The organism is Psychrobacter urativorans, assembly GCF_001298525.1.
In the GTDB taxonomy this organism is placed as follows: Bacteria; Pseudomonadota; Gammaproteobacteria; order Pseudomonadales; family Moraxellaceae; genus Psychrobacter; species Psychrobacter urativorans_A.
Genome location: NZ_CP012678.1, coordinates 1,555,341 through 1,568,294 on the forward strand (window position 1 = coordinate 1,555,341; position 12,954 = coordinate 1,568,294).

Genomic DNA, 12,954 nt, shown 5'->3' on the forward strand with positions numbered 1-12,954 from the left:
GCTGATGACATTAGCCGCTATTAAGCGCTTTTTTTCTTAACCAAATAGCGATAAGTTGGCGCGTCGTTCAGCGTTTCTTGATGCACAAGCGTGTGCCCCAAATGACGGCAAAAATTAGGAATGTCACGCGTCGTTGCTGGATCAGTGGCAAGGATTTCAATAATCTCGCCGCCATCCGCTTGACGTATGGTTTTGTGCAGCATCATCACCGGCTCAGGGCAAATCAGCCCTTGCGTGTCTAGATGATGGTTAACAGTCGTATCTGAAGTCAAGGTAGTCATCGTCATCATGAGAGTCATCGTGTTAGAAAAGTTAAGAGTTTGAAAATAGGTTAATAGTTTGCTTATTACTGCCAGTCAGTCTTTATCAGCTATTCTTCATGAACAACTGATTCAGGCTCATTTGCTACTGCTAAAAAATCAAAAAAGCGTTTAAAACTGACTTTAAATAAAAACGCTACGCCAAGCCAGCACGACAGCCCAAGCCAAGCGGTATCGGCAAATAACAAGCCGCCAATCAATACGATGGTTGAAACGCCAATCGTCATTCTAACCATCGAGGCTTGATTCAGGCGATAGCGATAAATAATAAAGGCATCATATAGCGTCATAGGAATAGTGAGCGCAATCAGCGCATACGGCAAATTAAAAAACAGGCGATACAGTAAGGTATTGTCATGAAACATCTTAATACTGGCAATCGTACCAAAGACCATAAAGGTAATAATGGCGGCATAAATGAGATAAATAGCGATTGTATTCGCTCGCTGTGCACCTTTGATACGCGCAATCGCCAGTGGTGCAAAGCCATGTTGCGACGACGCTTGAGCAGCATTTTGCTTAGATTGCAAGGATTGGTCTGGAGCAGTGGTCATAACAAACAGCCATCTTCTATATAAATATGATTAAGAACGGTATAACGATGCTGATAGTTATCCAGCCATGTTGGCTTATTCTGCTTTAATCGCGTCAATCGGCAGCGCACAGCTTGGGTCAGCAAAGTAGGCTGACAATAAAATACACGCTGAAATATCATCAATTGGGTCACGCTCGTTTTTAATCCAGCCTTGCTCCCACGCCAGCTCGCGCGCGCCAACTGAGGTCAAACGCTCATCGGATAGCAGCACACTCGCAGGCACGCCTTGCTCCATCATCCGATGTGCCAAGCGGCGGGCAAATTTATGCGCGCGTTTTGATAGCATCGAGCTGCTGCCATCCATATTCAGTGGCAGTCCAACCACCACCGTGGTCACGCCCCACGTTTGAATGATGCCCAGTAAGTTATCCCAATCTGGTTGCCCATTATTCATCGCCAAGATATCAAAAGCGCGCGCGGTTTCGGTAATAGTATTACCAAGCGCCATGCCCATCTTCTTAACGCCATAATCTAGCCCTAAGATAAGGTGCGCTTTTGGTGCAGGCTCAGCGTTATCAATAACTGACTTTTCACTTTCGATATCTGTTGTTGTATTACGGTCTGCTATCGTCATAGTAGCGACTTTTTCCTATGTTCATTTATTGTCTGAATGTATTGTCTGAATGGTTGTTACTATAATTAAGCGTATTTATTTAACCTAAGTTGCTTTAATAGCAGTTTCTCTGTTAAGCATGACCAATATCGCTACTGAGATAATCAAAATTAATCCCGATCTTTTCAGCCGCCACTTGCCAGCGTTCTTCAAAGGGCGTATCAAATAAAAGGGTTAAATCCGCCGGACAGACCAGCCAGTCGCCATTCTTTAGCTCATTATCCAGTTGTTTTTTACCCCAACTGGCATGTCCCAAACACAGCTGATAATGCCCGATACCTTGACCTGCGGCAATACGCTGTAGAATATCTTGACTGGTGGTGATACAGACATTCTCCGAAATGGCAAAGGAAGATGCCCACTGCGGCTGACCCGTATGCAGCACAAAGCCTATTTCAGGGTACATAGGACCGCCATCTAATGCCACATCTTCCATCACCTGCGCATTGGTCACTTCGATATCTAAATCTTCTAGCAGCTTGCCCACCCGCGAGTGTGCTATCGGGCGATTGACCCTCAAACCGAGCGCACCTTGCTGATCATGGCGACAGATATATATCAGCGCCCGCTCAAAGCGTGGGTCTGATAACTCAGGCGCTGCAATTAAAAAATGGTGAGTCAAATTGGCTTTAGGCATCGATGTTTTCGGCATAGGTACAGGCACAATATAAAGAAGGTGAAAGACTACTATATGGTGATACTGACTAAGAAAGCAACCGATGTCTAATATGGATATGACACGGGTACTGTTTGTCAGTTACTTACTATTTCTTTATCAGCGTTATTTAAACTTTGACATCAGTCAGCAAACTACGCGCATGTTCACGTGTGACTTCGGTGATGGTCACACCACCTGACATCCGCGCCAGCTCATCTATCTGTGTGCTGTCGGTCAAAATAATCAGCTCGCTTTGGGTGTGCTCATGATGGTGTTTTTGCACCAAGATATGCTGATGCGCTTGCGCGGCAACTTGTGCTTGATGGGTAATTGCCAATAGTTGCTGCGTTTGTCCAAGTGCGCGCAATAGCTCACCCACCACTTGCGCCGTACCGCCACTGATACCCACATCGACTTCATCGAACACTAGCATTGGTTTTGCCGCATTGTTATCAGCACTGGTCGCTTGTAATACTTGCATGACTAACGCCATACGTGACAATTCACCACCGGAGGCAATTTTATGTAGCGGCTGCATCGGCATGCCGACGTTGGCGCTAAATAATAAGTCGATATCATAGCAGCCTTGCGCGTTATAACTGGCGGTATCGGACTTTTGGGTAAATACAAACTCACAGCGCGCATTGGGCAATGCTAAAGGTTGCAATTGGGCAATCAGCTGTGCACAAATAGAGGGCGCAGCTTGCCTGCGCTCAGTATTCAGCTGCGTAGCCAGTGCCAAATAACCTTGCCATGCGTCTTCAATTTGTGCAGTTAATGTGTCACTGCTCGGCTCATTTTCTAATTGTTCTAATTGCGCCTGCCATGCTTTCGCTTCATTTATCAAATCACTGGCGGGCAAATTATGCTTGCGTGATAAACGATGCCCGAGACTGATGAGGTTGTCTAACTCTTGCAAGCGTTCGGGGTCAGGTAATTGCTGTTCTGCATAATCTGATAATAGTGCCGTAACCTCAGTAATCTGCTGCTGCGCGATATGTAGCTGTTCTGACGCTTGCACAAAGGTTTGGCTGACGCTTATCTGTTGGTCACAAAGCTTAATGGCTTGCCCCAATAACGACATCACATCGGGTTCATCTGTATCATTGTCGAGTAGATGCAAGCCGCGACTGGCTTCCATCATTAAGGCTTCAATATTAGACAGCTCTTCGTGTTCCGCTTCAATTTCCTGATAATCAACGCTCAATAAAGGCGAGATATCCGCCAACTGACTTTGTAATAATTGTATTCGGTCTTGGCGTTGGGCTGCGCGGTTTGCCAAATTATCCGCATGACGTTTGAGCTGTTGATAGTGCTGATAGCTTGTTGCTGTTTGGATAGTCAGTGGTTTTAATTGTGCCATTGCGTCAAGCCACTGCACCACAAATTGTGGTTTAAGCAGGGCTTGCTGCGCGTGCTGACTGTGAATATTCACCAGTAGTGAACCGAGACTTTTAAGCTCAGATAGGCTAACAGGCAAGCCATTGAGCCACGCTTTTGAGCGTCCGTTACTGCTCAGTTGCCGACGAATGAGAATTTCTGATTCGTCTAATACGCGCTCGTGCGTGGCAAACCAATCGGCGATAACCGTATTATCCGTCACATCAAATTGGGCATAAATATCCGCATGAGCCGCGCCATGTCTGACCATCGCACTGTCCGCGCGCTCGCCAGCACACAAGGATAGCGCGTCCAGCAGTAAGGATTTGCCTGCACCCGTTTCACCTGTGATGACATTAAAGCCATCAGCCACGTTGAGCTCGTGCTCCGCGATTAGTGCAAACTGATGTAAGGTAAGTGATAACAGCATCAAAGCCTCTCATGGCAAACAATCAACCGCAAAAAATCTTAGAAAATGGCGCTAAGATAGGTCAATCAAGTGGAAGTTACCGGTCATTATATGATGACAGCACGCTTTAAAAACAAATGAAGTGACTATTTATTACCTTATTATCATTTGCATGCAAAGGCATAAACCAATCAGGAATGACCATTATAACGAAAGTCAGCTGAACTAAAAGCAACATTAACGACCATCAGCATCATAAAGACATATCACGTTTAGTTGTTCATTTCAAACTATTTTTCAAATGATTTGAGCATCAGCCCTTTTTATCAATGTGATAAATAACGTTAAAATAGGACAAATAATTCTGAGATAGAACGCTGCGGTTAGCACTTATGTGCAAGCGTGTAGAGGACTTAGTTTAAGTTCAAAATGATATTTCAAGCGACGCTGTAACAAACTTTATAGATATAATGTGGTAGCATAATCTCACCTAATGGTAACTTATGACACCATAACTTACGCTGTATCGCGACTGAGTTAGAGGTCAGTATTTTTTTATGTTAGGTATGTTCGTTACAAACTAGGCAAGAGTTTAGAATAGAAGATGTAATCAATCACTTATTTTGTAGTTTAGTAATAATTATTTGATAAGGAAGTCACTATGACAGCCGCACAATTTACCAACGTGACCGTCAATGCTCAGGCGACGATAACTTATGATGGGCGTTGTTCTAGCCACACTATTATGTTCGAAGATGGTCGCCATAAAACGTTAGGCGTCATTTTACCGTGTGACAATAGCGTTGACCATTATCAATTTAGTACCAATACCTCCGAACGTATTGAAATCATCAGCGGCACATGTGAAGTCAAAATCGATAGTGAAGAAGAGTATAGCTATTACCGCGCAGGTCAATCCTTTGTGGTAGAAGGCAATAGTGGTTTTAGTTTACGTACCGAAGAAATCGTCCAGTATGTTTGCCACCTAGAAGGCTAGGCAGCTGGACAAATAGCTCATAGTCTATCGTCTCGCGCAGTATTTACCTTCTATTATCGCATTAAGCGATATTCCTTTTTTAATCAGCAGGCATGTTATGGCAAAACCCACCTATTTTTATGGCATTCATGCTATTGAAGCGTTACTTGAGTATCGTCCGATGGATGCGCTCAGTCTTTTTGTACAGCAAGGTCGCGAAAGTGACAGTCATGTGCAACTGATTATGGCGCAAGCGCAAGCAAATGGTGTGAGTCTTCAGCCCACTCAAAAAGATAATTTGACCCAGTTATGCGGCAGTCCGCAGCATCAGGGTGTTGTCTTACATGCGCGTCCATTAGCGTTCGCTAATGAAGCTATTTTAGATAAGATTGTGACGCGTGATCAATGCTTATTATTAGTATTGGATCAGATTACCGATGCGCATAATTTTGGCGCGTGTTTGCGTACGGCTGTGGCGATGGGTGTCGATGCCGTTATTTGCCCTAAGCACCATGCGGCAAGTCTAACCCCAACCGTTGCTAAAGTATCGGTCGGTGCTGCTGAGATGATGCCGATTATTAGTGTCACTAATTTGGCGCGCGCGTTATCACAACTTAAAAGTGCGGGCGTATTTGTCTTTGGTACGGCGCTTAATGCTGATGCCAAGCCGATACATGCGGCTGATTTGACTGGTAAAACGGCTCTGATTATGGGCTCAGAAGGCGAGGGTATGCGTCGTCTCACCACAGAAAGTTGTGATGAGCTGGTTTATATCCCGATGTCTGGTAACGAGCATGGTAATTTGCAGAGCCTTAACGTCAGTGTAGCGACAGGTATGGCGCTGTATGAGGTTAATCGGCAGCGAACTTTAGCTGCTGTGCAAGCGTAAGGTACATTTGGTGTAGCGGCTGCAACTGTACATGTAGAGCAGCCACATCACTTTCATTGACAATCACATCATCAGCGTGGCGATTACGTGCCGCGCGGTCGAGCTGATTTGCCATAATGGCTCTAATTTTTATCGCACTTTGCTCATCACGTAAGCTGGCACGCGCCAGCTGTGTATCTTCATGCACATCAATGACTAAGATACGCTGGCATAAATTAGCCAATCCCGCTTCTGCACCCTCAATCAATAGCGGCGCTGACAGCACCACATATGGTGAGGTGCAGGCGAGCAACTGCTCTTTTGCCGCCTCACGTATTGCCGGATGGGTAATCGATTCAAGCTCAATCAGTGCGTCAGGATGGGTAAAGACATGAGTGCGCACTGCTGCCCGATCCATTTCTCCTGCAGGATTAATCACCCAATCCCCAAATTTTTTCTGAATTCTGCGCAGGGTGTCACTGCCTTTAGCGACTATCTCGTGAGCAATCACATCCGCATCAATAATGTCAATGCCTTGAGTCGCGAACCAGTCACTTGCGGCAGACTTGCCACTGCCGATACCACCCGTTAAACCGACAACTAAGGTTTTATTTTTAGGGAGCTGATGCGTGGCGTTGGTATTAGCAACCGCATGATGAGACGAGGCATTAAAGTTTGTTGACATAAGAGTGACTTATTTGGCTGATAGAATAAAAATTAAAAACACTTAATAAACATGATGGATAAAGACTGCGGTAAAGGTGATAAAAAATCTACCTTAAGCGTACATCCCTAAGTACCAGCTGACAATATCTGAGCCGTATAATAAGGCAATTATACCCGCAATAGCAATATAAGGACCAAACGCAAAGGGCTTACTTTCACCTTGCTTTTTCATTAAAATAATACCGACTATCGAACCAAGTAGAGAGGATAGTAAAATGATTAACGGTAACATTGCAGGACCAAGCCACGCACCCAATACCGCTAATAATTTAAAATCACCTTGTCCCATGCCATGTTTTTTGGTTATTAAATAAAAGATTTTAACCACTACCCACAGTGATAAAAACCCTAATAATAAGCCCCAAATAGACTGAGTGGGCGTCACGAACCAGCCTTGTGAGTTTACGGCTAAGCCCAATCCTGCTAAAGGAAAGGTCAGACGATCAGGTAATAACTGCGTATCAAAATCAATCCCCGTGAGCGCAATCAGCGTCCATACCAATATTAAGGCAGACAATCCAGTAGCAGTGACCCCAAAATGATAAATAACCAAACCTGAAAGCAGGGCAGTGACCAGCTCAACGACAGGGTAGCGCACTCCGATAGCCGCTTTGCAGTCTGAGCAACGTCCACGTAATAGCAGCCAGCTGATTAACGGTATATTTTCATACCATTTAATCTTATGGGCGCAGTGCGGACAGCGTGAGGCGGGTGTGCTTAAGGTGATGGGCGCATCTTTAGCCACGATATCGGTTAGTACCGTAGTCTGCTCACTGGGCATATCGCTTTGCTGCGCTAAAAACTGACTGCATTCTTGCCGCCATGCGTAATGCATCATGAGGGGTATACGGTGAATCACAACATTTAAAAAACTGCCGACACAAAGCCCCAAAAGAGTAAAGACGACGAGCGCCATACTCATGTTATCTTGTAATAATTCTATTAATTGCATCAATGACTGCCCTTTATTGTCCTAGCCTTTATTGTCCTAGCCTACCACTGCACCCATCTGGAAGATTGGCAAATACATCGCAATGACCAAACCACCGATTAATACCCCAAGCACCGCCATAATCATGGGTTCCATCAAACTGGTCAAACCATCAACGGCGTTATCCACTTCATTTTCGTAATAGACGGCTACCTTGTCGAGCATATCCTCTAAACTACCTGATTCTTCACCAATGCCCACCATTTGAATGGCGAGACTTGGGAATAAGTTGGTAGAGCGCATTGAAAACTGTAATTGCTGCCCGGTAGAGACATCATTTTTTATCTGTTGGGTGGCGTTATAAAAAACTACGTTATTGGTTGCGCCAGCCGTAGAATCTAAGGCATCAATGAGAGGTACACCAGCGGCAAAAGTAGTGGCTAAGGTACGAGAAAACCGCGCGATAATCGCTTGATAAGCAATATTGCCAAATATCGGTGCTTTTAGTGTTGCCCGATCTAAAAAGTCGCGGAACTTTTTACTGCGCTTTTTAGCTTCAGAAAAGCTCACAATAGTGCCACCAATGATAATAATTAACACGAACCACCACGCCTGCATCCATTCAGACATGCTCACCACCATCTGGGTAAAAGCAGGTAGCTCAGCACCAAAAGATTCAAACAATCCTGAGAATACGGGAACCACCTTGACCAGCAAAATTATCGTCACAATCACTGCCACTACAATAACGGCGATAGGATACTTCATTGCTTTTTTAATTTTGGCTTTCAGCAGCTCACTTTTTTCTTTATAAGTGGCGACACGCTCTAGCATGGTTTCGAGCGCCCCTGATTGCTCACCAGAATCGACAAGAGAGCAAAATAGGTCATCAAAGTAACGAGGATGGCGACGCAGCGCCGACGCAAAAGTACCACCCGCTTCAATATCGGCTTTAATTTGTAATACCAATTCTTTCATGCTGGGATTGTCCAGCGAGTCGGCAACAATCTCAAACGATTGAGTCAATGGCACACCCGCTTTCATCATCGTTGCCAGTTGCCGCGCAAAAATGGCAATATCAATCGGCTTAATACCTTTTTTAAAGGTAAATAAGGGTTTAGCCTTTTTCTTGATGCTCTTAACGGTAATACCTTGTTTGCGTAAGGTGGCTTTTGCCAACTCCAAACTGCGGCTGGTGGTTTCACCCTTTATATTTTGTCCACGCCGATTGACGCCGTCATAGACAAAGTCCAATAGCATGTCAGTCTTTGCTTTTGCCATGTTTTTACCTCAAAAATTTGCCTATTCAGCGTGGTGTTACTGTTTAATAGTGCCATCAAGCGTCAGAAATGAACGCCTTAATGGCACTCTAATTGTTATTTGTTATTTGTTATTTGTTATTTGTTATTTGTTATTTGTTTACGACATTCTATCGTCTTGCCGTTATGGTTTATTCTATCTACTTAAGTCATAGTAATGTCATGCTACTCAGAGGTAACGCGCATCATCTCTTGAATACTGGTCACGCCTTGTAATACTTTTAAAATACCGGAGCGCCGCAAATCACGAAAGCCTTCTTTGAGCGCCGCATCTTTAATATTAATAGCGTTACCATCTTCCATAATAATACGTGAAATATCTTTACTGACTTTCATCACCTCATAAATACCCACTCGACCTTTATAGCCTTCACGACATTCACTACAGCCGACAGGTTCATAAATAATGTTCTCTGGGTTATCTAAATCCGCTTCATTAAAGCCAAGTTCTAGTAAACTTTTATGGGGAATGGTGATGGGCTTTTTGCAGTTTTTGCATAAGCGTCGTGCCAAGCGCTGCGCAATCACTAAGTTCACTGACGTGGCAATATTAAATGACGCCACACCCATATTACGCAGACGAGTTAAGGTTTCAGGTGCGGAGTTAGTGTGTAGCGTTGACAGTACCATGTGTCCGGTCTGCGCAGCTTTAATAGCAATTTCGGCGGTTTCAAGGTCACGAATCTCACCCACCATCACAATATCGGGATCTTGGCGTAAAAATGATTTGAGGGCGTTCGAGAAGGTCAGCCCCACTTTTGCGTTCACGTTGACCTGATTAATACCTTCAAGATTAATCTCGACAGGATCTTCAGCAGTAGATATATTGGTTTCTTCGGTATTAAGAATATTAAGCCCGGTATATAAAGACACTGTTTTACCAGAACCAGTAGGACCCGTGATTAACAGCATCCCTTGTGGCTTATGCAATGCTTCTAAGAACATCTCTTTTTGATCAGGCTCGTAGCCTAAGGCTTCAATACCGAGCATCGCAGAGGAGGGATCCAAAATACGCAGGACAATTTTTTCGCCAAACAGTGTCGGTAACGAGTTTACTCGAAAGTCGATGGCTTTATTTTTAGATAATTTGAGTTTAATACGTCCATCTTGTGGCAAACGGCGTTCTGAGATATCCATCTGTGACATGACTTTAAGACGTGCCGCGATTTTGCCCGCCAGTTGTACCGGCGGATTAGACATTTTTTGCATGACCCCATCCACCCGAAAGCGCACTCGGTAAGATTTCTCATACGGCTCAAAATGTAAGTCAGATGCACCCATACGAATCGCATCCACCAGCATTTTATTGACGAATTTGACAACTGGCGCTTCCTCGACGTTATCGCTAAGTTTGGTTTCGCCCTCATTGTCGCTATCATTGTCGTCATCATTAAAACCAACTTTTAAGTCACTATCGGCAAAACTACCAAAATTTTGCATGGTATCTGCATAAAGACTATCGATACGCTTTTTAAGTTTATCGTCTTCGACGACGACGGTTTCAATAGACAGTCGTGAATTAAAGGCGATGGCATCAATCGCATCGATACGTGTCGGATCACTGAGTGCTACAAACAGGCGCTGCCCACGCTTAAAGATGGGCAGTGCATTAAACTTACGGATGATTTTTTCATCAACCAAGTCTTTTGGTATATTGTCATTACTCAGCACATTCAGATCAAAAAATGGATCGTCGAATGCTTTTGACAGCAGCTGTGCCAACGCATAAGCATCCGCCATTTTATTGGCTACCAAATACGACACCAGTCCGACCTGCTGTTGCTGTGATTCAAGCAGTGCCGTTTTCATAAATGCTTCGCTAACAATGCCTTTGTTAATCAATTGCTGCGGCAGACCACCAAAATTACTGCTTGTGCTAGACATAAAACTGTTTTCCTAATGCTGGATAGGCGACAAAACGCTCAATATAATAGAAATATATGCAAGAAACGTGACAATTAAGGGATAGCAGCTGTTATGGCTAATCCCTAGATAAATATAGCAATTAAAGGATAAGGACTAAAGGATAAGGACACTAAAAACAGGCATCATCACGCTAGAGTAGTGACCAATTAAAAAATATTAAAATTATCTAAAGATTATTAAAGATGACCGGTTATCACAGTAGTGAGTGATCAAAACCATGATTGAATTAAGCCTATACTATAGCACTTGACAAATATTTGTTATACTTGCGCGCATATCAGCCATCTTGGCAATGACATTCGATACAAGGTAGATGAGTAATGCAAACTTGGGTAATTGGTAATTGGAAGCAAAATCCAGCAACGAATCACGACGTTACTATGCTCGTAGATAGTTTATTACAAGCAACTAATAAGGATAATGTGACTAAAAATGCTGCGACTGCTGTTTGCCAATTAATGGTCGCACCCAGCTGCATCCATCTGGCAAGTGTCAGTGCGCGCCTGCAAGACTCCTCATTACTGTGTGCTGCGCAAGACATCAGCGCCCACAGTCACAGCACCGGTGCTTATACCGGAGACTGCTCAGCGCAGCAAGTCGCGGATGCTGGCGCATCGTGGACCATATTAGGGCACTCTGAGCGCCGACAGTACCATAAAGAATGTAATGATATTCTGGTACAAAAAATGAGTAATGCCTTGGCGCAAGGTTTAGGCATTGTGCTATGTGTCGGTGAAACCCAAGCCCAGTATGATGCCAAGCAAACCCTTTCCGTATTAGACGCGCAACTCTCCGTCATAAAAGAGCTGCTTAATCAGCAATCCAACCAAAGCCCTGAATGTGCTCAGAAGCTCGCTGACCACTTAATCATCGCTTATGAACCTGTCTGGGCGATTGGCACGGGTAAAGTACCTACCGTCACCGAAGTCAGCGCTACTCATGAATATATCAAGCAAACCGTCGCCAGTTTTGCCGCCCCGCTTGCTAATATCAGTGTGTTATATGGCGGTAGCGTTAATGCTGTCAATGCCGATAACTTTGCCGCAAGTCCTATGATAAATGGTGCCTTGGTTGGTGGTGCAGCATTAAAGGCAGACAGCTTTTTGGCAATTGCTGATGCTTTTATACGTGCGAAAGCCTAATCTATTGCGCTAAAATTTAGGCGTGATACTCGTACATAGATTACCCACCATATCTCACCATGACCTGATAAATTGTGATAACTGTCTTTAACAGTGTCCTTGCAATCGTGTACAATGCGCCTTATTTAATGCCATTGTACTTAGCATCATTGTTTAACCCTAAGATTTAACTACCGTTAGCAGTCGTCATTACGCGGCAAAAGAGGACACCATGTACACGTTTATATTAGCCCTGCATATTATTGTGGCGATTGCCATGATCGGCTTGATTTTGATACAGCATGGTAAAGGGGCAGATGCTGGGGCTTCTTTTGGTGCTGGTTCTTCAGGCACTGTATTTGGCGCTGCCGGCACCGCAAACTTCCTGACTCGTGCTACCGCCGTATTGACCGCCATATTTTTTGTCACCAGTATGACGCTAGCGGTACAAGCCCGAAAACAAGCCGAAGACCAATTTCGCTTAGACACGCCTGTTTCAGTACCGCAAACGCCACGTCCATTAACTGGAAATACGCAATAACAGCTTATTCATAGTATTTTTGATGCCATAAGTTTTTAATATCATAAGTAAGGCATAGCAATATTGATGTTGATGTCGATTGATAGTAACGTTTTTGATCACTGCTCTTGCAATTTCAAGCCGTTAGTTTTACAATGCCTTCCTACATTTATAGCGCTTTACTTATTATCATCATCCTCATGGTTTATCTGATAAGTATCAAAATAGTGTTATAAGAGAAAGCAGCACAGACAGTATTAAGCGATTGTGGTGGAATGGTAGACACGCCATCTTGAGGGGGTGGTGGCGCAAGCTGTGGGGGTTCAAGTCCCCCCAATCGCACCAAGTTTTTGACACGCAGCACCGCGTGAGGTTAGAGATTATAGCAACGAGATTTTTAATTTAAGTTATTTTAAAATAAAGATTGACAGTTGTATAAAACCTACCTATAATGTGCGTTCTAGATTGATGCGGGGTGGAGCAGTCTGGTAGCTCGTCGGGCTCATAACCCGAAGGTCGTTGGTTCAAATCCAGCCCCCGCTACCACTTTTTATACTGATGTTTTGTAACCTAAATTTGTCAGTAACAATCA

General features: G+C 44.1%; 13 protein-coding genes and 2 tRNA genes. 6 read left to right on the plus strand and 9 right to left on the minus strand.

Features of this window, described 5'->3' with window-relative positions; translation table 11 throughout:
* Window positions 1-20: 20 nt before the first annotated feature.
* The 5 genes from tusA to recN form a co-directional block, all read right to left on the minus strand.
* On the minus strand, window positions 21-281 hold the full coding sequence (gene tusA, locus AOC03_RS06720) for a sulfurtransferase TusA (RefSeq protein WP_062536569.1): 261 nt from the start codon (window positions 279-281) through the stop codon (window positions 21-23).
* 89 nt (window positions 282-370) lie between these two features.
* Entirely contained in the window at window positions 371-874 is a 504-nt protein-coding gene (locus AOC03_RS06725; protein WP_062534440.1) for a hypothetical protein, read from the minus strand.
* 75 nt (window positions 875-949) lie between these two features.
* Window positions 950-1,489 (minus strand): Holliday junction resolvase RuvX, encoded by a 540-nt coding sequence (gene ruvX, locus AOC03_RS06730; RefSeq protein WP_084785794.1) that lies wholly within the window; start codon window positions 1,487-1,489, stop codon window positions 950-952.
* A gap of 112 nt (window positions 1,490-1,601) precedes the next feature.
* On the minus strand, window positions 1,602-2,165 hold the full coding sequence (locus AOC03_RS06735) for a YqgE/AlgH family protein (RefSeq protein ID WP_062534442.1): 564 nt from the start codon (window positions 2,163-2,165) through the stop codon (window positions 1,602-1,604).
* A gap of 148 nt (window positions 2,166-2,313) precedes the next feature.
* Window positions 2,314-3,996 carry a DNA repair protein RecN gene (gene recN / locus AOC03_RS06740; protein WP_062534444.1) on the minus strand — a complete coding sequence of 561 codons (1,683 nt, stop codon included), beginning with the start codon at window positions 3,994-3,996 and terminating at the stop codon, window positions 2,314-2,316.
* A gap of 640 nt (window positions 3,997-4,636) precedes the next feature.
* On the opposite strand from recN, the gene AOC03_RS06745 reads away from it, so the two are divergent.
* A complete protein-coding gene (locus AOC03_RS06745) occupies window positions 4,637-4,972 on the plus strand; it encodes a pyrimidine/purine nucleoside phosphorylase (protein WP_062534446.1) in 336 nt (111 codons plus the stop codon).
* A gap of 97 nt (window positions 4,973-5,069) precedes the next feature.
* Window positions 5,070-5,840: a 23S rRNA (guanosine(2251)-2'-O)-methyltransferase RlmB gene (rlmB, locus tag AOC03_RS06750; RefSeq protein ID WP_062534447.1), complete on the plus strand. Its 771-nt coding sequence runs from the start codon at window positions 5,070-5,072 to the stop codon at window positions 5,838-5,840.
* Here rlmB and coaE read toward each other — a convergent pair.
* The 4 genes from coaE to pilB form a co-directional block, all read right to left on the minus strand.
* Window positions 5,803-6,504: a dephospho-CoA kinase gene (gene coaE / locus AOC03_RS06755; protein ID WP_062534449.1), complete on the minus strand. Its 702-nt coding sequence runs from the start codon at window positions 6,502-6,504 to the stop codon at window positions 5,803-5,805. The genes rlmB and coaE overlap by 38 nt on opposite strands.
* Before the next feature lie 93 nt (window positions 6,505-6,597).
* The gene (locus AOC03_RS06760) at window positions 6,598-7,497 is read right to left on the minus strand and encodes a prepilin peptidase (protein ID WP_062534451.1); all 900 of its coding nucleotides are present in this window, start codon (window positions 7,495-7,497) and stop codon (window positions 6,598-6,600) included.
* Window positions 7,498-7,533: 36 nt separating this feature from the next.
* Window positions 7,534-8,757 (minus strand): type II secretion system F family protein, encoded by a 1,224-nt coding sequence (locus tag AOC03_RS06765; protein WP_062534453.1) that lies wholly within the window; start codon window positions 8,755-8,757, stop codon window positions 7,534-7,536.
* Window positions 8,758-8,960: 203 nt separating this feature from the next.
* Complete coding sequence (gene pilB / locus AOC03_RS06770) at window positions 8,961-10,679, minus strand: type IV-A pilus assembly ATPase PilB (protein WP_062534456.1); 1,719 nt, start codon at window positions 10,677-10,679, stop codon at window positions 8,961-8,963.
* A gap of 362 nt (window positions 10,680-11,041) precedes the next feature.
* Between pilB and tpiA the strand changes: the two genes are divergently transcribed.
* From tpiA to AOC03_RS06790, 4 genes are all read left to right on the plus strand, one after another.
* Window positions 11,042-11,863 carry a triose-phosphate isomerase gene (gene tpiA / locus AOC03_RS06775; protein WP_062534458.1) on the plus strand — a complete coding sequence of 274 codons (822 nt, stop codon included), beginning with the start codon at window positions 11,042-11,044 and terminating at the stop codon, window positions 11,861-11,863.
* 211 nt (window positions 11,864-12,074) lie between these two features.
* Complete coding sequence (gene secG, locus AOC03_RS06780; RefSeq protein ID WP_062534460.1) at window positions 12,075-12,383, plus strand: preprotein translocase subunit SecG; 309 nt, start codon at window positions 12,075-12,077, stop codon at window positions 12,381-12,383.
* A gap of 240 nt (window positions 12,384-12,623) precedes the next feature.
* A tRNA-Leu gene (locus AOC03_RS06785) sits at window positions 12,624-12,707 on the plus strand.
* A 124-nt stretch (window positions 12,708-12,831) separates the two neighbouring features.
* Window positions 12,832-12,908, plus strand: a tRNA-Met gene (locus AOC03_RS06790).
* Window positions 12,909-12,954: the final 46 nt, after the last annotated feature.